Source organism: Ammoniphilus sp. YIM 78166 (assembly GCF_004522215.1).
Classification (GTDB): Bacteria; Bacillota; Bacilli; order Aneurinibacillales; family RAOX-1; genus YIM-78166.
The window spans coordinates 193,430-214,824 of the sequence record NZ_SDLR01000006.1 but is presented as its reverse complement, the minus strand read 5'-3'; the positions used below and the strand labels follow the sequence as shown (position 1 = coordinate 214,824).

17 protein-coding genes are annotated in these 21,395 nt (G+C 46.4%); all 17 read left to right on the top strand.

Translation table 11 applies throughout. The annotated features are described in order from the left end of the window. Positions 1 to 24 precede the first annotated feature (24 nt). The 17 genes from EIZ58_RS25680 (at position 25) to EIZ58_RS25605 (ending at position 21,317) form a co-directional block, all read left to right on the top strand. Positions 25 to 1,965, top strand: a complete 1,941-nt coding sequence (locus tag EIZ58_RS25680; protein ID WP_134703829.1) for a phage tail tip lysozyme — start codon at positions 25 to 27, stop codon at positions 1,963 to 1,965. Positions 1,966 to 2,247: 282 nt separating this feature from the next. Then, complete coding sequence (locus EIZ58_RS25675; protein ID WP_134703828.1) at positions 2,248 to 2,826, top strand: hypothetical protein; 579 nt, start codon at positions 2,248 to 2,250, stop codon at positions 2,824 to 2,826. Between the two features lie 563 nt (positions 2,827 to 3,389). After that, positions 3,390 to 3,809 (top strand): DoxX family protein, encoded by a 420-nt coding sequence (locus EIZ58_RS25670; RefSeq protein WP_167577966.1) that lies wholly within the window; start codon positions 3,390 to 3,392, stop codon positions 3,807 to 3,809. 388 nt (positions 3,810 to 4,197) lie between these two features. Then, entirely contained in the window at positions 4,198 to 4,299 is a 102-nt protein-coding gene (locus EIZ58_RS34595; RefSeq protein ID WP_240689420.1) for a putative holin-like toxin, read from the top strand. A gap of 807 nt (positions 4,300 to 5,106) precedes the next feature. Further along, positions 5,107 to 6,486: an aspartate aminotransferase family protein gene (locus EIZ58_RS25665; protein ID WP_134703826.1), complete on the top strand. Its 1,380-nt coding sequence runs from the start codon at positions 5,107 to 5,109 to the stop codon at positions 6,484 to 6,486. Then, on the top strand, positions 6,486 to 8,009 hold the full coding sequence (locus EIZ58_RS25660; protein WP_240689419.1) for a pyridoxal phosphate-dependent decarboxylase family protein: 1,524 nt from the start codon (positions 6,486 to 6,488) through the stop codon (positions 8,007 to 8,009). Before EIZ58_RS25665 ends, EIZ58_RS25660 begins: the two co-directional genes overlap by 1 nt. A gap of 2 nt (positions 8,010 to 8,011) precedes the next feature. Next, entirely contained in the window at positions 8,012 to 9,826 is a 1,815-nt protein-coding gene (locus tag EIZ58_RS25655) for an IucA/IucC family protein (RefSeq protein WP_134703825.1), read from the top strand. Next, entirely contained in the window at positions 9,816 to 10,349 is a 534-nt protein-coding gene (locus tag EIZ58_RS25650; protein WP_134703824.1) for a GNAT family N-acetyltransferase, read from the top strand. Before EIZ58_RS25655 ends, EIZ58_RS25650 begins: the two co-directional genes overlap by 11 nt. Next, a complete protein-coding gene (locus EIZ58_RS25645; protein ID WP_134703823.1) occupies positions 10,342 to 11,640 on the top strand; it encodes a lysine N(6)-hydroxylase/L-ornithine N(5)-oxygenase family protein in 1,299 nt (432 codons plus the stop codon). Before EIZ58_RS25650 ends, EIZ58_RS25645 begins: the two co-directional genes overlap by 8 nt. Beyond that, positions 11,615 to 12,838 carry an MFS transporter gene (locus tag EIZ58_RS25640; protein WP_205672346.1) on the top strand — a complete coding sequence of 408 codons (1,224 nt, stop codon included), beginning with the start codon at positions 11,615 to 11,617 and terminating at the stop codon, positions 12,836 to 12,838. The genes EIZ58_RS25645 and EIZ58_RS25640 overlap by 26 nt, the downstream gene beginning before the upstream one ends. Before the next feature lie 19 nt (positions 12,839 to 12,857). Continuing rightward, a complete protein-coding gene (locus EIZ58_RS25635) occupies positions 12,858 to 14,681 on the top strand; it encodes an IucA/IucC family protein (RefSeq protein WP_205672344.1) in 1,824 nt (607 codons plus the stop codon). Between the two features lie 622 nt (positions 14,682 to 15,303). After that, positions 15,304 to 16,053 (top strand): YveK family protein, encoded by a 750-nt coding sequence (locus EIZ58_RS25630; protein WP_134703821.1) that lies wholly within the window; start codon positions 15,304 to 15,306, stop codon positions 16,051 to 16,053. Beyond that, entirely contained in the window at positions 16,043 to 16,741 is a 699-nt protein-coding gene (locus tag EIZ58_RS25625) for a CpsD/CapB family tyrosine-protein kinase (RefSeq protein WP_134703820.1), read from the top strand. Before EIZ58_RS25630 ends, EIZ58_RS25625 begins: the two co-directional genes overlap by 11 nt. A 187-nt stretch (positions 16,742 to 16,928) precedes the next feature. Further along, positions 16,929 to 17,693 (top strand): tyrosine-protein phosphatase, encoded by a 765-nt coding sequence (locus EIZ58_RS25620; RefSeq protein ID WP_134703819.1) that lies wholly within the window; start codon positions 16,929 to 16,931, stop codon positions 17,691 to 17,693. A 364-nt stretch (positions 17,694 to 18,057) separates the two neighbouring features. Further along, positions 18,058 to 19,881 carry a polysaccharide biosynthesis protein gene (locus EIZ58_RS25615; protein ID WP_134703818.1) on the top strand — a complete coding sequence of 608 codons (1,824 nt, stop codon included), beginning with the start codon at positions 18,058 to 18,060 and terminating at the stop codon, positions 19,879 to 19,881. Positions 19,882 to 19,905: 24 nt separating this feature from the next. Beyond that, positions 19,906 to 20,784 (top strand): UTP--glucose-1-phosphate uridylyltransferase GalU, encoded by an 879-nt coding sequence (gene galU / locus EIZ58_RS25610; RefSeq protein WP_134703817.1) that lies wholly within the window; start codon positions 19,906 to 19,908, stop codon positions 20,782 to 20,784. Positions 20,785 to 20,930: 146 nt separating this feature from the next. Next, the gene (locus EIZ58_RS25605; RefSeq protein WP_134703816.1) at positions 20,931 to 21,317 is read left to right on the top strand and encodes a PglD-related sugar-binding protein; all 387 of its coding nucleotides are present in this window, start codon (positions 20,931 to 20,933) and stop codon (positions 21,315 to 21,317) included. Positions 21,318 to 21,395: the final 78 nt, after the last annotated feature.

Sequence of the window (21,395 nt, the reverse complement as noted above, 5' to 3'; positions counted from 1 at the left end):
AAAGCGGAAAGTGGGAATGGATGAATGGCAACTGCTACAGCAATAAGAGTAACAGCAGAGCAGCTTAAAAAGTTTGGATGGGTAAATGTAAATGAGGACATGGTACGGGATTTAAACCTAACTTTAGAGAAATATCAAATCAATACTCCAGCAAGAATAAGACATTTTCTTAGTCAATGCGCTCATGAATCTGGACTGGGGAAATGGACTAAAGAACTTGCTGATGGAACGCTGTACGAATACAGAAGGAAACTTGGCAATGTAAAACCTGGAGATGGACCCAAATATAAAGGTGCCGGCTATCTTCAACTTACGGGGCGATGGAATTATCAACAACTTGCAAATGAATTGAATGACCCACGCGTTATGGAAGGGGTCGAGTATGTTTCGAAAAAATATCCTTGGGCCAGCGCAGGACATTTTTGGAAAGCAAACAATATCAATGCTTTAATTGATTCCGGAGCATCGGTTAGAGCTGTAACTAAAGTGATAAATCCGGCACTAAGAGGGTTAAAGCAGAGAGAAGAGTATTTTAGACGATTTGCTGGCTTCGTTGATTCCACACCTACTCAAGGAGCATCTGTATACGCCACGGCTAGAGGGGGAGGGGCCCAAGGGCTCGAGCATATAGTACAACCAGGTGAATCCCTCTGGACGATAGCGCAAAAATATAAAGTGAGTTTAGGTGCGATCCAAAAAGCAAATCCAGGGATTAACCCAAAGAATTTGCCCGTTCGATCTAAGGTTAAGATCCCTAGTGCCGGAGGACCTGCTACACCCGCTCCTCAAGGGCTCGAGCATATAGTACAACCAGGTGAATCCCTCTGGACGATAGCGCAAAAATATAAAGTGAGTTTAGGTGCGATCCAAAAAGCAAATCCAGGGATAAACCCAAAGAATTTGCCCGTTCGATCTAAGGTTAAGATCCCTAGTGCCGGAGGACCTGCTACACCCGCTCCTCAAGTGCTCGAGCATTTGGTACAACCAGGTGAATCCCTCTGGACGATAGCGCAAAAATATAAAGTGAGTTTAGGTGCGATCCAAAAAGCAAATCCAGGGATTAACCCAAAGAATCTGCCCGTTCGATCTAAGGTTAAGATCCCTAGTGCCAGAGGGCCTGTTGCACCCGCTCCTCAAGTGCTCGAGCATTTGGTACAACCAGGTGAATCCCTCTGGACGATAGCGCAAAAATATAAAGTGAGTTTAGGTGCGATCCAAAAAGCAAATCCAGGGATTAACCCAAAGAATTTGCCCGTTCGATCTAAGGTTAAGATCCCTAGTGCCAGAGGGCCTGTTGCACCCGCTCCTCAAGTGCTCGAGCATTTGGTACAACCAGGTGAATCCCTCTGGACGATAGCGCAAAAATATAAAGTGAGTTTAGGTGCGATCCAAAAAGCAAATCCAGGGATTAACCCAAAGAATCTGCCCGTTCGATCTAAGGTTAAGATCCCTAGTGCCAGAGGGCCCAAACCAAGCAATGGTCCTGGTAACGTATCTTGGATTAATAGTAACCATCAAAGAGTTTGGAACTTTTTTAAATCATTAGGATTTTCAGATGGAGCAACAGCGGGTATCATGGGTAACCTACAACAGGAGTCTGGAATGGACCCGACTAAAAGACAACTCAGAGGTGGACCTGGACGAGGACTTGCTCAGTGGGAAAAGGGACCGCGGGGACGTTGGAATCAACTAGTGAGCAAAGCTCAGTCTGAAGGTAAGGACCCATGGTCGTTAAATTTTCAACTTTGGTACATCTGGTATGAGTTAAATAGGGGTTATGAAAAGAAACTTTTGGATCGTCTCGGTGGTATGGAAAAATTCAAGAAAATGAATACTCATGAAGCAGTAAGAGTATTTGAGAAATCATTTGAACGTGCTGGTAATCCTGATTATCCTAGCCGCTATAAGTATGCGGATGCCATTTACCAGCGATTTGCAGGAAAATCTGTGGGGAGAGCAATGTGAAGGAAGGGGAAGCGCGGGCAAAGCATCAATGAAAACGATAAGCATATTGAGATCATGAGAATACAGACGAATAGAAATGCAAGAAGAACCCGGGATATCCCAGGGTTCTTTTTCGTCTATGCTAATAAATCACTGCATTCATATTCAAATAGCTATCAAAGGTTTTTTGAATCGACAAAAATCGGGGAGTGACAGGCACTCTCTAGGGGAGGACAGGCACTCTCTAGGAATTTATCCGGGTCTTAGGAATATGCTTGTAGTGAATGGATAAGGAGGTGAACCATGTCGTTAACTACTTGCATTCGTTGGCTTGGTTTATTTGCTGTATTGGGAGGTTTGTGCAGGGCCGCCATGACTCCGTTAGAGTTAGCGTGGGGGGTGGATAATACGCCAGCACTCCTCATTGGAGGAATTACAGGTTCCATTTTCATCATCTTTGGTACAGTCGGAATCTATCTCTACCAAGCGGAAAAAACGGGTTTGCTGGGCTTTATCGCATTTTTTATTAGCGTATTAGGAAATATTCTCGTGTGCACGATGGTAGCCGTAGCTCTTTTTGTTAATACCGAGTTGAACAATCCACAGATTTTGGATCAAGAATTTACAGGTCCAATTGTCCTCATTCGGATGCTAATGATGATAAGCATGTCAGTAGGTTATGTTTTATTGGGCTATGTTACTTTACGCGCTAAAATGTTGCCTAGTTGGGCCGCGGGATTGATGATCCTATTTGTCTTCATGGTATTTATTCCGTTCGTTGGGGATTATCTCGCATTAATATGGGGTCTAATCTACATTAGACTTGGCTGGGCAGTTTGGTCTCATTCGGCTAAAGATGACGCGAGTAAGGCTACTTCATAGTAATTCCTTATGTGGTCTTATTTACGTCGTTATAGACTTTATCGGCGGATGAATGAGTGGTGCTGGAGTTTATGACCAAAGGGATCGATATCGTTTTAAGCTTCCTCTTCAAAATCGGAAGACGTAAGCGATACAAGCCGTTGATTATTGACTTTACTTTGTTTCATAGACGGAGGTTGTGACGGCAAAATAGGGAGAAAAAATAGTAGAAGGTGGTCAGAGTTTAACTGTCTTCTACTATTTTTTATGCGTGAGGGAGGTGATGATGGTCGAAGGTGATATGACCAGTTTACGCTCCTTATTATTTGTGATGTAACCATGTTTTTAGAGTTTTTAGTTTGGTTGCCGGCTCCTGGTTAATTTAATTGAACTTTATGGTTCTTAATAAACCTATTGAAAATTAAAGAAAACAAGAGGAAAATGGAGATCCGATTCGTCATAGAGGGAGTATACTGTAATACTTAATCATCAAACAAGGGTTTCTACTAATTTGCCTAACATTCCATTTATGTTAATATTATCCAAGCTATAATTTAATGAATAGAGAAGGAGTTGTAGAGAGAGTGAAAAATCGTTTGGAATGGATGTTATTCATTGGAAGAATTATACTAGGAGCAATCTTACTTGCAAACGGAATTCAAAAATGGAGTAACATGCAAGCAACGGAAAAGATATTTGTTGATTTTGCTGGACTTCCAGCTTTTATGGCGTATGTTACAGCCGTTATGGAAACTGTAGCAGGTATCGGGTTATTGTTGGGCATTTTTGTAGAGGGGTCTGCCATGATTGCCACAATACTAATGATCGGAGCCATTCTATTTGTTCGTTATCAAATGGGTTTCTTAGGTACAGGTAAAGGTGGATATTCATATAATTTAGCCATTTTAGGATTATCTTTAATCTTAGCCGTGGCAGGTAGTAAATTCCTCTCATTAGAAAATCTGATTAAAGGAAATAAGGGAAGTGTAAATACTACAGGATAGGGCTATTCATTTCGTAAAGTTAGCTAGTTTTATAGTCTAGATTACCACATTTTTCAAAGAGGTTTGTATAAACAATGTGTAAAAACATAGATAAATGAATAGAAACATGTGGAATTAAGCGCATCTTTCTTTGGTGTTATTCTAGCCTGCACAGCATCGACAAAAATTGGGGAGTGACAGTGGTCTCTCTATTTGGCTTGCACGAATATTAGCCTAAATGGTGTTTTGGATATAAAGCACTACGGCCATTTCATGATCGAAAGCGAGAATGTATGTTCTCACATAAGCTTGTTGTGGTATAATTCACTTGTACATAATCGAATAGCTCACTCAAGGTGAGGTGGCTCACTTCCTGTTATCCATCATTTGGTGGAAGGAGGTGGGAATTATGACAGTATATGAAGCGCTGAATCTACTAAACGGATTTGGTCATTTGATCGCAACGATTATTTTAGTTGTTATCACACTGCTGTCAATAGACAAAAAGTAAGACCTCCCTTGAGCCTGACAGCTAGGAGGTCTTACTTCCAAGAATTGAGCCGATCCCTTTTTGTGGGTATCGATTTGTACATAGCTACAGATGTTCCCGCATCTGTAGCTCTTTTATTATTATCATAATTTTAACATAGAGCTATACATAAATAAAGTCAATTCAAATTCCTTTGATTTTTTTACATAAGAAATAAAATGTTCAGAAGAAGCAATCCTTCTAGGAGTTTGGATGCTTCTTTTTAGCCAATTCCATCAAACATGAAAATATGCCCGCCCCCACGGATGAAGGATTAAGCAAAGCCATACCTCTGTTAGGATGTTTAAGGAGCAGGTTTGCGGAGATAAGTGGTTGTGTAGAATCGATGAATCTATTGGATTGAACGAATCCATTGGACTGAAGAATCAATGACAATGTTTCGTTAGCCGAACATCCCTTTAGGAGTTCGGCTTACGTTATTCTATCCTGCACGGCATCGACAAAAATCGGGGAGTGACAGGCACTCTTCCTACACTAGTAAAAAGGGCCCAATTTTCTCCATTTATATTGACAATGATTATCATTACATGCAATATTATTAACGTGATTATGATATTAATTATCATTATCGTAATTAGAGAGCTACAAAATCATCGTACAGGGGGAAGTTACGCGGTTTCTAAGGCCGTCTACCCTACATCATAAATCCAACTCTATCTATCTGATGTATGCTTTGCGTGCAATTTACTAGAGTAATGGGTTAGTCCTTCCAACAATGGATGATAATGATAATTATTATTAAAAAAAATTCGAAGGAGGTAAGAGTTTATGATTCCTTATGTAACAAACAGGGAGTATCTCGATAGCCAAGCCAGGCGGGAGTCCAATGCGCGGTCCTATCCTCGGCGGATTCCGATTGCCATCAGTGAAGCGGATGGGATTCATGTGAAGGATGTGGAAGGGGAGACCTACATTGATTGTTTGGCGGGAGCAGGTACATTAGCGCTAGGTCATAACCATCCTGTTGTAATCGAAGCGATCAAGAAGGTGCTGGACGACAAGAGGCCGCTGCATACCCTCGACATGACGACGCCGATCAAAGAGGAATTTGTGGAAGAAGTGTTCGCCAGCTTGCCGGCTGGATTCAGCCGAAAGGCGCGGATCCAGTTTTGCGGCCCTTCCGGTTCCGATGCGGTCGAGGCTGCTATAAAGCTGGTGAAGACGGCAACTTGTAGAAGGAGCATCATGACGTATCAAGGCGGGTATCACGGCATGACCCATGGTTCATTGAGTCTTATGGGGAATTTGGGACCCAAGAAGGCGATTGCGAACCTGATGCCAGATGTGCATTTCCTTCCCTATCCGTATGGATATCGTTGCCCATTCGGGATCGGTGGGGAAGAGGGGGCACGGATAGGGAGCTCCTATATCGAGAGGCTGCTGAACGATCCGGAAAGCGGGGTCGTTGCGCCGGCGGGGATGATAATGGAGGTGGTGCAGGGAGAAGGAGGAGTCATTCCGGCACCGGATGAATGGATGCGAGAGATTCGCCGAATCACCGAGGAAAAGGAGATTCCACTGATCATTGACGAGGTTCAGACCGGATTGGGCCGGACGGGGAAGATGTTTGCTTTTGAGCAGGCGGGGATCGAACCGGATGTACTAGTCCTTTCCAAAGCCATAGGAGGCAGCCTTCCATTAGCTGTCGTGGTTTATCGGGAAGAGCTGGATCAATGGACCCCGGGTGCCCACGCAGGGACCTTTCGCGGGAATCAAATGGCGATGGCGACAGGGTTGGCAACGATTCGGTTCATCAAAGAAAATCATCTGGCGGAACAGGCGGATTTGAACGGAAAGAGATTAATGCGCCAGCTAAAGGAGATTCAAAAGCAATCCCGATCTATAGGTGACATTCGGGGCCGAGGATTGATGATAGGAGTAGAGATTGTGAATAAAGAGAAGCCAGCCGATCATCTCGGAAGCTATCCCGCGTATCCCGAATTAGCCAGCTCCATCCAAAAGGAATGCTTCAAGCGAGGCTTGATCCTTGAACTGGGAGGCCGCCACGGGAGTGTCGTTCGGTTTTTGCCGCCTTTGATCGTCACCCCTGCACAGGTCGATACCATAAGTGAGATCTTTTGTGAAGCCGTAAAGGAAGCAGAAGCCTCGGTTGGCAACAGTCAAAAAGCCGTTCAGGAGGTGCGCTGATGGCTTTGGAATCGATGGCCATTTCAACCCCGCAAAAGCCAGCCTTTACCCGTTTGTTTTTGCATGGCGGGGAAGAAAGTCAAGCGTACTATCGCCATGCGATGAAGTGGTCGCAGGAAGCTCTGCTGCGTGAGTTTTCGAACCGCCATCGGCCGTTCAGCGGGGTGTCTCCCCAAGATCTATCCGAGCTGCTCGACAGCGCCTTTAGGGAGGTATTGCCGGAAGAAGCAAGCGACATGCAGACCTTGGTCCGCGCAATTGGTGAAGTGGTGCTGCAGCATTCGATCGTCGTATCCGATCCGTCCTGCCTGGCTCACCTTCATTGCCCGCCCATGACGGCAGCCTTGGCTGCGGAAGTCATGATCAGCGGGAGCAACCAGTCCATGGACTCTTGGGATCAAAGCGCCTCGGCAACCCTGTTGGAGCAAAAAATGGTGGATTGGCTGTGCGAAAGGTTTGGCTATGGCCAACGGGCAGACGGCGTCTTTACCAGCGGGGGAACCCAATCGAATTTTATGGGTTTGCTTTTGGCGCGCGACCGGTACCTCCAGCATCGGTTCAACTGGCAGTCACAGCGTGATGGGCTGCCGCCGGAAGCTCGAAAGCTTCGGATTCTATGTTCTAAACAAGCGCATTTTACGGTTCGCCAATCCGCCTTCCTGCTAGGGTTGGGGGATCAGGCAGTGATCTCAGTGGAAACCGATGAGCGGCATCGGATGTGCGTAAAGGACCTTGATGCTCGCCTGCAGGAATTGCGGGATCAAGGCTTGCAACCCTTTGCCTTGGTCGCTACGGCGGGAACCACCGATTTTGGCAGCATTGACCCGCTGGAGGAATTGGCGGAACGGGCGATGAAGCACCAGATGTGGTATCACGTGGATGCGGCCTATGGGGGAGCCTTGGTGTTAAGCCAACAGCATCGCGGAAAGATTAGGGGCATTCATCTTGCGGATTCGCTGACGGTGGATTTTCACAAATTATTCTATCAGCCGATCAGCTGCGGAGCTTTCCTTTTGAAAAATCGCAATGATTTCGAATATATCAAGCTCCATGCCGATTATTTGAATCCGGAGGATGATGAGGAAACCGGCATCCCGAACCTTGTCACCAAGTCGGTGCAAACGACGCGGCGCTTTGATGCCTTGAAATTATTTATGTCCTTTCAAGCGACAGGAAGAAAGCTCTTTGGTGAAATGATTGACTATACCATCGACCTAGCGGCCCAGACCGCTCAACGAATCAAAGAAGATCCGGCCTTTGAGCTGGTGAATGAACCAGAAATGAATGCGCTGGTTTTTCGTTACGTCCCACAGAGGGAGGAGCGATCCAATCGGGTTAATGAGCTCATCCGTTCCATCCTCTTGCAGGAAGGCCGTGCTGTATTGGCCAGGACGCGGGTGAACGGAAGGGTTTGCCTGAAATTCACGCTGCTGAATCTGCGTACGTCGATCCAGGACATTCAAGATATCCTGAGCCGGGTGAAGAAAATAGGCGAACAGATAGAAACAGGAATGGGGGAATGAACATGAATGTAAAGCAGATTGCCGAACAGGCCACGATACAAAGCTTTCTGAATTGCTATCTGAGAGAAGCAGGTCAAACCCAGCTTCTGGAGGCCGAGAGGATCGCAGATGATCTCAGGGATCATCTGCCGCTGGCCAAGCAATGGCTGCATAGCCCGCTGCCCCACCAAGGGATAGATTTCTATCTCCCGCTGCGCTATTGGTCCATGACGGGGAGACATGTTTTTGGGTTTCCTATGTTCTATTCCGTCGCCGGGCAGCCTCGTTTCCTCGAGTTGGATTATATGACTTTAGTCTGCTTGGTGAATAAGGAATTGAGCATTATTCATAACAAAAAGGCGTCTCATCAAGACGAGCTCCTGATGCGCGTAATTCTCAGTTGCCAGAGTATCGAGCAATTTATTCGTGAACGAATCACGGACGCCCAGCAGCTGTATGAATGGGATCTGGAATTTATTGAGGCAGAACAGAGTTTGCTGTTTGGGCATCTGATGCATCCGACTCCGAAAAGTCGTCAGGGGATAGCGGACTGGGACGTTCCCGCTTACTCCCCAGAGCTTAAAGGGAAATTCCCCCTGTATTACTTTCGGGCTCATCGTTCGATCGTATGTCAGGGATCGGCATCAGAGCAGCAGACTTCCGATATCATTAAGCAGCTCGTGAAGCAGGATCCGGATATAGCAGATGACTTTAAAGAGGCGTATAGCAAAGACGATGCCTATGCCCTGATTCCCCTTCATCCTTGGCAGGCAGAGTATGTGAAACGAAAGCCCAAGGTGCAACAGCTCTTGCAAGACGGTTTGCTGCAAGATCTTGGGCTGCAGGGCAGAGGGTTTTATCCGACCTCTTCCGTGCGAACCGTGTACCATCCGGAATCGGACTATATGATCAAATTTTCATTGAACGTCAAAATCACCAACTCTATCCGCGTGAATAAATACCAGGAGCTCGAGCGGGGCGTAGAGATCAAGAAGCTTATGGAAAGTGAAATTGGAAAGCAGCTGAACGCGGCCCATCCTCATTTTCGGATTATTGGGGATCCGGCGTTCATGACGTTAGAGATCGAGGGGGAAAAGGAAACGGGATTTGAAGTGATTTTGCGGGAGAACCCCTTCAAAAGGGGTCAAGAAAGCAATGCGACGCCCATTGCCGCCTTGTGCCAGGATTCCATCGAGGGCCATACTTCCCGCTTGGCCCAAATCATCAAGCAGCTGGCGGAAAAAGAGGGACGATCAACCGAAGAAGTCAGCCGGGATTGGTTCAAGAAATACCTTGAGCTCTCGCTAAAGCCCATCATGTGGCTGTATTTCACCTATGGAATTGCCATTGAAGCCCATCAGCAAAACAGCATTATTCAGCTGAGAGCAGGCTATCCGGCGGAGTTTTACTATCGGGATAATCAGGGGTATTACTACTGCCAATCGTATCATGACCAGCTGAAGGCGATCTTGCCCGGCATCAGCGAAAAAAGCAATACGGTTTGCTCGGATGCCATTGCCGATGAGCGATTGCGCTATTACTTCTTTTTCAATCATCTGTTTGGCTTAATTAATGCCTTGGGGACGGGCGGGGTCGCCGATGAAAAAGAGCTGCTTCAGGAGCTAAGGAAGGCGTTGGAGACGCTGGAGATTCCAGGGGCCGCGTCCTCTGCCTTAGTAACCAGCTTACTCACGCAAGACCAGCTTCCCTGCAAAGCGAATCTGCTTACCCGTTTTCATGATATGGATGAACTGGTGGGATCGCTGGAAACGCAATCCGTCTATGTCCACATCGATAATCCTTTGAAGCAAAAGGAGCTGATCGGCAGTGCCCATTAACATTGCTTTTCGCCCAGTAACCTTAGAGGAAGACCTGCACAGGCTTCATTCTTGGCATCATCAAGAGCATGTGATTCCTTTTTGGAGGCAAAACATGCCCCTTCTACAATACGAGCAGCATCTGCAAAAGCTGCTGGCCGATTCTCATCAAACTTTGTATATCGGCTGCTTAGACGGCGAACCGATGAGCTATTGGGAATCTTATTGGGCCAAGGATGACATTATCGCCGGTCATTATGAGACGGATGAGGGAGACCAAGGGATTCATCTTTTACTCGGGCCACCAGAGTTTATCGGGAAAGGTTATGCCCTGCCTCTATTAAGAGCCATGACAGCTTTTCAATTTCGTCACCCGGCTACCCAGAAGATCGTGACCGAGCCCGATATTCGCAATGAAAAAATGATCCACATTTTCAAAAAGTGCGGATTCCAGCCGGAAAAAGAGATTCGTTTGCCAGATAAGCGAGGCTTGCTGATGTTTTGCCATCGAGAAACGTTTGAACGGAGGTGGCAGGATGTATGATCTAATCGGCATTGGGATTGGTCCCTTTAATCTCGGGTTGGCCGCCTTAGCTGAACCCGTGGAAGGACTGGATGCCTTATTTCTGGAACAGAAGCCGCATTTTCAATGGCATGCCGGTCTGTTAATCGAAGAAACCACCCTTCAGGTTCCCTTCTTTGCGGATGCCGTGACGATGGCGGATCCGACGAGCCGATACAGCTTCTTGAATTATCTGCACGAGCAGGAGCGGCTGTACAAATTTTATTTTCTCGAACGGTTCCACATCCCGCGCAGGGAATACAATCATTATTGCCAATGGGTAGCGGAACAATTGAGTTGCTGCCGCTTTGGCCAGCAAGTGGTCGGGGTGCAGCGGAAAAAGGAAGCGGATGGATCCGGCTACTTTCAAGTAGAGGCTTTGGATATCCATAGCAGAGAAAGGCAGTATTATCAGGCCCGGCATTTGGTTGTAGGGGTGGGGAGTGTGCCGTATTTGCCCGATGGCTTCTCCTCGCATCCTACGGAGGATGTCTTCCACTCAGCGGAATTTCTAACCCGCAAAGAACGCTGCCAACTCGCCAAGTCGATTACAGTGGTCGGCTCAGGGCAAAGCGCGGCAGAGGTCTTTCTGGAACTGCTCAAGGAGCAGTCGACCTACGGGTATCGGCTGGACTGGTTCACGCGTTCCAAGGGGTTTTTCCCGATGGAGTATTCCAAGCTGGGACTCGAGCACTTTTCGCCGGACTATACCCGTTATTTCTATCAGTTGCCGCAAGAGAAAAAAGACTGCCTGCTGCCGAAGCAGGATCTGCTCTACAAGGGGATAAGCGCCAAGACCATTGCGGACATCTATGATGTTCTTTATGAAGGTTCGGTGGGGGGAGCGAAGCCGCCGGTTCGCTTGATGGCCTTGACCGAGGTGACTGAGGTTCAAGCTTTGGAGGGGAAAGAAGGATATCAGCTGACTTGCCTGCAGCGGGAACAGGATGAGTGGTTTGAGCTTGAGAGTGAGGTCATCGTGGCCGCGACCGGTTATCGCCATGTGGTGCCCGCGTGCTTGAGGGATCTGAGATCTCTGATTCGTTGGGATGAATTCGGCAGGTATATTGTATCAGGCGATTATCAGCTCCAATTGACGGAGGAGATTGCGAATAAGATTTTTATTCAGAATGGGGAAATGCACACGCATGGCGTAGGGGCTCCTGACCTTGGACTGGGTGCTTATCGTAACTCCGTGATTCTTAATCAGCTGGCAGGCCGGGAGGTATACCCCGTCCGTCGCCGCCATGTATTTACCCAATTTGGGGTCTGAGGAAGCGATGAGGAATACCCAAAGAATTCAAGTCGTCTTGTTTTTTTGCCTGTTTTATTTTGTCTTTGCGGAAGTGGCCTTGTCACCGTTTTATCCTCAGTTTTTTGAAAAAGTATTTGATATCAAGGACTTGGAATATACAGGGACCTATATTTTTGCGGCCCGTCTGACCGTCGTTATCGCAGCGCCCTTATGGGGATGGCTGGCTCAGCACTATGAAGTGAAGCACCTGCTTTACGCGGGTCAATGGATCTCTGTGTTCATGCTGATCGGCATGGGGGCGTCTGCGAACGCCCAGCAATTTTTGGTGTTTACCGTACTGTTGCTCATCGGCAAAAGCAGCTTCTTGTTGATCTATCCCCTGCTGATCGAATGGGGAGGAAAGGAGCAGCGTGCTTCGATTGCTGCCTGTTACTATGCCGTTCTTCATTCTGCGATCATCCTGGCGACCCTAGCAGGGGCTTGGCTGATGAAGCTGGAACACCCGTTACACCTGTTTTATGGGTTGGCGGCAGGTGATCTTGCCCTGTGGCTCCTTTGTTGGCTGACCTTGCGGGAGGTGTCCTTCAAAAAGCGAAAGGAAAACCGTTCTTCTGGAGTGGAGGGTGGCTCGATCGGGTTCATGCTGGCGATAGGGCTGGTGATGTTCACCTTCCACACCGCCAATAATGTGGTCCGCCCTTACTTTACCACTTATATCGTAAACGATTTTGGCTTGTCTTTAGCGGAAAGCAGCTGGTTTTTCCTGCTTCCCAGCGTGATGGCGATGGTGGCCTATCCTTTCATCCGAACGGTTTGCATCCCGGAGCGGCTGCCCCTGGTTTATCTTCTGGCTGGCTGCGTATTGGCGGGAAGTCTGTTTTTGCAGGGAATCACCCACAGCTTGCTGCTTCTCTTTGCAGGGAGGGTGCTATACGGCTTTGTCCTTGCGCTTTCGCAAGCGGCATTAGAGATTTATTTGTTTCAGCAAAGCAAAGATCGATTGCACTTGAATTATACCGTGGCTACATCCTTTCAGAATGTGGGTCTGCTGTCGGCGCCCTTGCTGGCCTCATCATGGGTTTCCGCCTATAGCCTGGCGGCTCCGCTTATCTTTGCGGCCGTGATCGGCTTGATCAATCTCGTTTTGGCCCGATGGATCCTTTTTGGCCGGGAGCGTCAGCCTGCGGTTCAAGATAGGAAGGTACTTAATGAATAAAAAAGGGAGAGTGTAACCTATGCAAAACATGAAGGAATTGCGCGATGCGTTGAAACCGGAAATCTGGGAGGAAGCGGGGGTAAGGCTGTTAACCAAAATGCTGTCCGAGTTTATGTACGAAGACATCATCCACCCGGAAGTGATGGAAGTCAAAGGGAAACGCAAGGTGTACCGGCTTGAACTGAAGGCAGAGGAGCGGGTCGAATATCAATTTGAGGCCGAAGATCGCCTGATGGACAGCTATCATGTTTACCCTGAAACCATCCTTCGTTATGCGGAAGGCAAATGGGAAACGGCGGTTGATCCGCTGCAGTTTATTCTAGATATTCAGGAAACCGTCGGAATGAAGCCGCTGACCACCGGGCATCTGATTAAGGAATATAACAATACGCTGCTGGCTGATGCGCACATTCTCGCCAAGAAGCAAAAGCAGGAGCTGGATTTGGCCGAGCTCGACTATGCAGAGCTCGAAGGGGAGATGGAGGGTCATCCGTGGATTACCTATAATAAGGGGCGGATTGGATTTAGCTACCCCGATTACTTGGCTTATGCACCGGAGCAAAAGAAGCCGGTTCAGCTTTTTTGGGTGGCCGTTCATCACGATTTCGCAAGCTATCAGGCGGTGGCGGGCTTAAACCATGAAAAACTGGTTCATCAGGAATTAGGAGAGGAGCAGGTCCGTTTATTTAAAGAAGAGCTGGAAACGCAAGGATTGAATCACGCGGAGTATTTCTTCCTGCCTGTGCATCGTTGGCAGTGGGAAAATATCCTGGTTCCCTTTTTCCCGGGAGAATTAGCGAAGAAGGCGATGGTGCCGCTTGGAGCCGGATTGGATATTTATTTGCCTCAGCAGTCGGTTCGAACCTTTGTCAACCTGTCCCATAAGGAAAAGCATCATGTGAAATTGCCGATGAGCATTCTCAATACCCTGGTGTATCGCGGATTGCCAGGAGAGCGTACGGTGGTGGCGCCGACCATTACGGAATACATTCACTCCATTCGCGACAACGATCCGTTTCTGCGGGATGAATGCCGGGTCATCCTGCCGGGTGAGGTGGCCAGCATCAACTTTGATCATCCGTATTATTCGAAGCTGAAGGGAGCCCCTTATCAATACTTGGAAATGCTGGGCTGCATATGGAGAGAAAGCATCTACTCCTTCCTGGAAGAGGGAGAACAGGCGATTACGTTAGCCTCGCTGCTGCACGTGGATGGGAAAGGAAAGCCATTCATCGCTTCGCTCATGGAACGTTCGGGCTTACGTCCAGAGGCTTGGGTAGAAAAGCTGTTTCAAGTGGTGATGCCTCCGCTGCTTCATTATTTGTATCAATATGGCACGGTTTTTTCACCGCACGGGCAGAATACGGTTCTCATCTTAAAGGACGCTGCCCCGCATCGCTTGGCCATGAAGGACTTTGTGGACGATGTGAATGTGAGTCAGGAGCCGTTGCCGGAGTTGCAATCCCTACCTGAAGCGCTGAAGCCCGTCCTTCGCAGCGAGGCTCCTGAAGGGCTGTGCCAGTTTATTTTTACCGGCCTCTTTGTCTGTCATTTGCGTTATCTAGCAGATATTCTGCATACCTATTATGAGTATTCCGAAGTAGAGTTCTGGAAGCAACTGAGAGAATCGATTGAACACTATCAAGCGAGATTCCCGCAACTGCAAGATCGATTCCGCCTGTTTGACCTCCTGAAACCTAGCTTCACGAAGCTATGCCTTAACCGCAATCGGATGATCGATTACGGCTATGATGACGATGATGATCGTCCACATGCCTCTGAGTTTGGTCAAGTTCGAAATCCTCTGCACGCAGTTTCTGTTAAAGCTGGTTCCTTGACGTAAGGGATTCGTTCGTGGCTTAACAGAAACGGTTCTATTATGTAAGCTTTTTTTGTTGGCCTTGTTGATAGCCGGCTGAAGGATAGACCCATATTGAGGCAACATGTTGAATGGAGGCACCTGTGAAAATAATAGGTGCCTCCTATTTCATTACCGTGATCATTAAGCTTAACAGTTGCGTATGAGAGAAATTCTCAGACTAAGGATATGGTTGAATATCAAAAAAAACAGAGCATAATCGTTTAAGAAATAAGAAGCTCTAATAAGTCACGGCATCGACAAAAATCGGGGAGTGACAGGCACTCTCTTTATTTTCCTATGGATACAATTGTCTATTTAGGATATAATTTGGAAGGTGTTTAATAGAGTAGGTCTTATGGGCTAGAGTTTGAGAGGGTTAGGGTTTTTTTGGCACTCCAATCGACAAAAGTCGGGGAGTGACAGGCACTCTATTAAAGTCGTATAATGAAAGCTATAATAATTGGTACTCCAATCGACAAAAGTCGGGGAGTGACAGGCACTCTATTAAAGTCGTATAATGAAAGCTATAATAATTGGTACTCCAATCGACAAAAGTCGGGGAGTGACAGGCACTCTAAATAATACATAGGTAAGGGAGAAACCGATGGATCAGCAGGAAACTACCATTGAACTAAGAGAATTATTTGAGATTCTCATGAAGCGGATTTGGATTATTATAGGGATTACGTTTATTGCGACGGTGACGAGTGGGGTGATTAGTTTTTTTGTGATTACGCCCATCTACGAATCATCGACTCAATTGCTGGTGAATAAGAGTGAGAGCAAGAATGAGATGTTTGTTCCTACGATGAATGATATCCAGTCGAATCTCAAGTTAATCGAGACCTATAATGTCATTATTAAAAGTCCGCGAATCCTGGAGCAGACCATTACCAATATGGGACTGGATATGACGGCATCGCAACTAGGCGCAAAGATTAAGGTTAACGCAGTGCAAAACTCTCAAGTCATGGCGATTACGGTCAGTGATCCGGATCCAATGGCTGCGGCGAATATAGCAAATGGAATTGCGAATACGTTTAAAGAAGAAATTGTTAAGATTATGAATGTCGATAACGTACAAGTGCTTGCTGAGGCGAAAGTAGGAGTCAATCCTTCCCCGGTGAAGCCGAAGCCGCTATTGAATATGGTGATTGCGTTTGTTGTCGGTCTGATGACCGCGGTTGGTTTGGTGTTCTTGCTGGAGTACCTAGACAACACACTAAAAACCGAACAAGACATTGAGCGAGTATTAGGCTTATCCGTTCTCGGGGCTATTGCCAAGATTGATTATCGTCAAGAGGAAAAAGAGGCCGCCTTGTCGCCAGCGGGAGGGAAGCAAGTTGAAGTCTAAGATCATCGAAAAAGTCAAACGAAGTCTGATATCCCTAACGAACCCGAAGTCGCCCATCTCTGAGTCTTATCGGACCCTTCGTACGAATATCGAGTTTGCTGGAGTGGATACCGATCTTCGTGCCATCATGGTCACGAGTACCGGGCCTTCTGAGGGGAAATCAACGACCGTCGCGAACCTTGCTGTGGTCACGGCCCAAACCGAAAAACGCACGCTTCTCGTCGATGCGGATTTACGTAAGCCAACGGTTCATCATACTTTTGACCTAACCAATCGCTTGGGGCTGACTACAGTCCTAGCCGGACAAGAATCCATGGCCAATGTCGTTCAGAAAACATTAATTCCGAACTTAGATATCATTACAGCAGGTCCGATTCCGCCAAACCCTGCAGAATTATTAAACTCCAAGGCGATGACAAGGTTTATCCAAGAGGTCTCTGAACAATACGACCAAGTCTTATTCGATACACCACCGGTCATTGCTGTAGCGGATGCGCAGATCCTAGCATCGAAGCTCGATGGGGTGATTCTTGTCGTGGATTCAGGCACCACCAACAAGGATGTAGCCTTAAAGGCCAAGACCCAGCTGCAAAATGTTAAAGCCAATATTCTTGGCGTTGTGTTGAATAACAAAAAGATGCAAGGGGATAGTTACTACTACTATTACTACGGTGCCCGAAAAAAATAGAAATGCTTCGACATTTCTATTTTTTTTATTGTTTTATTCGACAAGGACTGACACGAAATGGAAAAAATAGTAGTTGTAAACCAGGGTTGCTGTCGATATAATGGACTTTGATAGGACTATTTTCATAGGATGCCGCCAACGCCTTCATAAGGCTTGACGCTAACCCAGTTTTCTAAGGAGAATACCCATGATCGACATTCATTCCCATATCTTATTTGGTCTTGATGACGGGGCACAGACTCCAGAAGACACACTCTCGATGGCCAGGCAAGCCGTTTCGGATGGAATCCGAACCATCGTAGCCACTCCTCATCATAAGGATGGCACGTATACGAATCCTCCGGAGCGGATCTTAGCCCGCTGCCAAGAAGTTCAAGCGTTAGTAAAGGAACAAGGGATCGATTTGACCATCCTCCCTAGCATGGAACTTCGGGTAAATGGCAGTGAAGTGGAAGATCTCAAGCAAGAACTAATTTTAACTTACAACCAAGGTCAACGATACATATTACTAGAGTTGCCGCGAGATCATGTTCCGCGGTATATGGAATCACTCGTCTTTAATCTTCAGATGCAAGGGATCATCCCGATCATCCCGCATCCGGAGCGAAATAAAGAGATTAGTGAAAATATTAACTTGCTTTATCGGCTTGTAAAACAGGGTGCCATGGCTCAATTGACAGCAGCCAGTGTTGTCGGAAAGTTTGGAAAGAAAATTCAAAGGTTGAGCCAAGACATGATCAAGCACCATATGGTCCACTTTATTGCCAGTGATGCTCATAACACCGGCAGCCGTGGTGTGATTTTAAGCGAGGCGTATAACGAGCTATCGAAGCGATTCGGAGCGGATTACGTGGATCTGTATTGCGAATACGCAGAGAAGGTGGTCGCGGGGAAGGACTGCGAGCTCATTCCTGTGCAGAAGTATAAGAAGAAGTGGTTTGGAATTTTTTAGCCTTATAGCTACGGTGATGTCTCCTTACCGTTATCAAGAGAGGCACTCGATCACGCTGTGGGTAGATCCTCTACCTTAGACTTGGATTGTCGAAGGTGTGGTGTGAGGTTGGGTTAGATGCCCTATACATAATAAGTCAGAAAAGAAAGGGTGTGAAAACCCTTTCTTTATCATTATACTTAAAGTTGTTTGTTTTTTCAATGTTTTAACTCTTTTTACGATAGAGTCCTTAGCTAGGCCATTTGTCATGGAAGTCAGATGGTGGAATTAAGGGTTCTATCGCGATTCTAACTGCTTTGTGAACCCTATGATTCCGACAGAAAAAAAGAAATAGATATGATTTTTCGTGAGGAGGAAGGTTAGTGTGACCTACCAGAGACGTCTGCTTACCTTAATATTGATCGATTCATTGATCGTATTAAGTTCAATCTATGTAAGCCATTATATTCTAGTTCCCAGAGAAAGACCGGGTTTCGTCATCGGCGTCAGCTCCCTCGTGCTTTTCTTTGGACATCACTTCTTTGCCAATCGGTATAAGCTGTATAAACGAGTATGGAAGTACGCGAGTGTCGGAGAATTAATTTCCGTCTTTAAAGGTGTGACGTTTTCCATTCTTCTTGCCTTGCTTATCCAATTGATCCTCGTACAAGAACTTTACTACCGGGCCATGATCATCACCTGGATGATGCACATCATCTTCATCGGAGGGGTTCGTTTCTCCTGGAGATTGTACCGGGATAGCTATGTCGCAACCGACCAGACGAATAAGAAAAAAGCCTTGATCGTGGGAGCTGGTGCCGCGGGAACCATGATCGCCAGACAGCTCAAGCACAACCCGAATGTCGAGATTTATCCGGTGGCCTTTATCGATGATGATCCGACTAAGCAAAGGTTAGAAATTCTCGGACTTCCCGTGGTCGGAGGAAGAGAAAAGATCGAAGAAACGGTTAAGGTATTAGGGATTCAGAACATTATTATCGCCATCCCATCCTTAAGCAAGAAGTCCTTGAATGGCATAGTAGAAGAATGCAATAAAACCCGTGCCAAAGCTCAGATCGTTCCCATGCTGGAAGACTTAATGACCGGAAAAATCGCCGTCAGTGATGTCCGAGATGTCCAGGTCGAGGACTTATTGGGAAGAGAACCCGTCGAGCTCGATACCGATGCGATTGAACAATATATCCAAGGGAACGTCATCCTTGTCACCGGGGCCGGAGGGTCCATCGGATCCGAAGTGTGCCGACAAGTATCCAAATTCTCTCCCAAAACCGTGATCTTGCTCGGGCATGGAGAAAACAGTATTCATTCTATTGAATTAGAATTAAAAGGGAATAACGTCCATCATATCGAGTACATCACCGAAATCGCCGATGTTCAGGACCGTGACAAGATGTTCAGCATCATGGCTAAACATCAACCACAAGTCGTGTTCCATGCCGCGGCTCATAAGCATGTTCCCTTAATGGAACGAAACCCGGAAGAAGCCGTGAAAAACAATATCATGGGAACGAAAAATGTCGCCGATGCCGCCGATACTCATCGAGTTCAGACCTTTGTCATGATCTCAACGGATAAAGCCGTCAATCCACCTAATGTCATGGGAGCGACCAAGCGCTTAGCCGAGATGATCATCCAAGACCTCGATAAGCGAAGTGCTACGCGCTTCGTGGCCGTTCGATTCGGAAATGTCCTAGGAAGCCGCGGAAGTGTCATCCCTCTTTTTAAAGAGCAGATTAAAAAAGGTGGGCCGGTAACGGTCACCGATCCCGAAATGAAACGCTACTTCATGACCATACCGGAAGCTTCTCGATTGGTGCTCCAAGCCGGAGCCCTTGCCCAAGGAGGAGAAATCTTCGTCTTGGATATGGGGGAACCGGTGAAGATCGTCGATTTAGCCAAAAATTTAATCAAGCTGTCGGGGTATACCGAGGAAGAAATCCCGATTCGCTTTACTGGGATCCGGCCAGGAGAGAAATTGTTTGAAGAGCTGTTGAATGAAAACGAAGTCCATGATCATCAGGTCTACCCCAAGATTTACATAGGAAAAACATCGAACTTATATATAGAAGAAATACACGAAGTCATTGAGAATGTTCATATGGAAACCCAGGAGTTGAAGAAGCGGTTGTTGGATTTGGCGAATAATCGGGTGGAAGTGAAGAAGAAGCTTGTAAGTGTGATGAAATAAATAGATTTAAGAGGAGAGTTTTCGATGAAAGTAAGAAAGGCCATTATCCCCGCAGCGGGCTTGGGAACAAGGTTCTTGCCAGCGACCAAGGCTATGCCCAAGGAAATGCTGCCGATTGTAGATAAACCCACGATTCAATACATCGTAGAAGAAGCCGTGGAATCCGGTATTGAAGATATTATTATTGTGACTGGTAAAGGAAAACGTGCGATTGAAGATCATTTTGATAACTCGTTTGAGTTAGAGCAGAATCTATTGGAAAAAGGGAAGATGGATTTATTAAGTGAAGTACAGAAATCTTCCAAAATGGTAGATATTCATTACATCCGTCAAAAGGAAGCCAAGGGATTAGGGCATGCCATTTGGTGTGCAAGGAAGTTTATTGGCAATGAACCGTTTGCCGTATTGCTCGGGGATGACATCGTACAATCGGACAAACCTTGTTTGAAGCAAATGATTGCGCAGTATGATCGTTATAAAGCTTCGGTTATCGGTGTGCAGCATGTATCGGATGATGAGGTGTCGAGATATGGCATTGTGGATGCTAAGGTCATTCATGACCGTTTCTACACGGTAAGTAATTTAGTGGAGAAGCCGAAGAAAGAAGTTGCTCCTTCGAATCTAGCGATTATGGGACGGTATATTTTGAGTCCGAAGATTTTTGAAATTTTGGATAATCAGAAGCCCGGTGCTGGTGGGGAGATTCAGCTCACGGATGCGATTGCGGAGTTGAATAAGATTGAGGCGGTTTATGCTTATGATTTTGATGGGACGAGGTATGATGTAGGGGAGAAGTTAGGGTTTATTAAGACGCAGGTGGAGTTTGCTTTGAAGAGGGATGATCTAAGAGCAGATTTAATAGAGTATTTACAAGGACTTGTAAATGAAAGTTTGGTGAAGTAAGGATGAAGAGCCTCTTTATGGAGGAGGCTCTTTTTTTTTACTTCATTAAGATTTAGTGGGTTAGTAGTTGGTTGGAGGAAAGAAGGTTGGGATCCAGATAAGTGCTAAGCGACTAAAGTATATTCATAATAAATGGAGTGGAAAAGATGATTAATAATCTTTTAATACTTGGTGCGGGTGGCCACGGGAGAGTAGTTAGAGAGACTGCGGAAGCAATGGGCTGTTTTGAAAGAATCGAATCTCTAGATGATAACTCAGAATCGGCAATTGGAAGATGCAAGGATCTAAAGAGATACATTAATGATTATTCATATGCCTTTGTAGCTTTTGGCAACAATAATCAAAGAATGAAATGGATAAAAGAAATAACCGAGGCAGGGTTCCAACTTCCAGTATTGATCCACCCTACTGCATATGTAAGCCCATCAGCCAAAATAGGAGTAGGTTCAATCTTATGTTCAAGGGCTGTTGTTAATACCAGTGCAGTTATAGAAAAGGGGTGCATTATTAGTATATGCGTTAGTAGATCATGACGCTTATATTTGTGAAGGCGTACATATTAATTCTGGTGCTATTGTAAAAGCAAGGTGCAAAGTGGAACGACTTAAGAA

What these genes read in the sequence shown, in the direction of transcription:
- EIZ58_RS25605 (WP_134703816.1), top strand. Translation starts at nt 20,931, where the DNA reads ATGATTAATAATCTTTTAATACTTGGTGCGGGTGGCCACGGGAGAGTA.
- EIZ58_RS25665 (WP_134703826.1), top strand. Translation starts at nt 5,107, where the DNA reads ATGATTCCTTATGTAACAAACAGGGAGTATCTCGATAGCCAAGCCAGG.
- galU (WP_134703817.1), top strand. Translation starts at nt 19,906, where the DNA reads ATGAAAGTAAGAAAGGCCATTATCCCCGCAGCGGGCTTGGGAACAAGG.
- EIZ58_RS25630 (WP_134703821.1), top strand. Translation starts at nt 15,304, where the DNA reads ATGGATCAGCAGGAAACTACCATTGAACTAAGAGAATTATTTGAGATT.
- EIZ58_RS25620 (WP_134703819.1), top strand. Translation starts at nt 16,929, where the DNA reads ATGATCGACATTCATTCCCATATCTTATTTGGTCTTGATGACGGGGCA.
- EIZ58_RS25640 (WP_205672346.1), top strand. Translation starts at nt 11,615, where the DNA reads ATGTATTTACCCAATTTGGGGTCTGAGGAAGCGATGAGGAATACCCAA.
- EIZ58_RS25645 (WP_134703823.1), top strand. Translation starts at nt 10,342, where the DNA reads ATGTATGATCTAATCGGCATTGGGATTGGTCCCTTTAATCTCGGGTTG.
- EIZ58_RS25635 (WP_205672344.1), top strand. Translation starts at nt 12,858, where the DNA reads ATGCAAAACATGAAGGAATTGCGCGATGCGTTGAAACCGGAAATCTGG.
- EIZ58_RS25660 (WP_240689419.1), top strand. Translation starts at nt 6,486, where the DNA reads ATGGCTTTGGAATCGATGGCCATTTCAACCCCGCAAAAGCCAGCCTTT.
- EIZ58_RS34595 (WP_240689420.1), top strand. Translation starts at nt 4,198, where the DNA reads ATGACAGTATATGAAGCGCTGAATCTACTAAACGGATTTGGTCATTTG.
- EIZ58_RS25655 (WP_134703825.1), top strand. Translation starts at nt 8,012, where the DNA reads ATGAATGTAAAGCAGATTGCCGAACAGGCCACGATACAAAGCTTTCTG.
- EIZ58_RS25675 (WP_134703828.1), top strand. Translation starts at nt 2,248, where the DNA reads ATGTCGTTAACTACTTGCATTCGTTGGCTTGGTTTATTTGCTGTATTG.
- EIZ58_RS25680 (WP_134703829.1), top strand. Translation starts at nt 25, where the DNA reads ATGGCAACTGCTACAGCAATAAGAGTAACAGCAGAGCAGCTTAAAAAG.